The sequence below is a fragment of the Lacticaseibacillus thailandensis DSM 22698 = JCM 13996 genome (assembly GCF_001436135.1).
Lineage (GTDB): Bacteria > Bacillota > Bacilli > Lactobacillales > Lactobacillaceae > Lacticaseibacillus > Lacticaseibacillus thailandensis.
The window spans coordinates 1-265 of the sequence record NZ_AYZK01000022.1; the positions used below are offsets into that span (position 1 = coordinate 1).

Sequence of the window (265 nt, forward strand, 5' to 3'; positions counted from 1 at the left end):
GTGACTGTGGCGGGCTTGGTTGGGTCATCTGGTGTAAGCGTGTAGTCGCCTGTCGGCGTCTCGGTTAACTTGCCGCCTGTGACCGTCGGCGTGTATCCTGGTTCACCTGGCACTGTCCCCGTAGCCTTCTTCGGGTCAGTTGGGTCGGTCTGGTATGGCGTTGGCGTCGATTCCTGGCCACCCGGCGTCGTAACCGTGTAATCACCATTAGCCGTGTACTGCAGCGTGACCGTCTGCCCGGTCTCATCATCCGTATCAAACGTCG

1 protein-coding gene is annotated in these 265 nt (G+C 60.0%); it reads right to left on the reverse strand.

The genetic code is table 11. From position 1 onward, the window contains the following. On the reverse strand, window positions 1–265 hold a 265-nt coding region (locus FD19_RS09805), incomplete at both ends, for a hypothetical protein (RefSeq protein ID WP_162259469.1).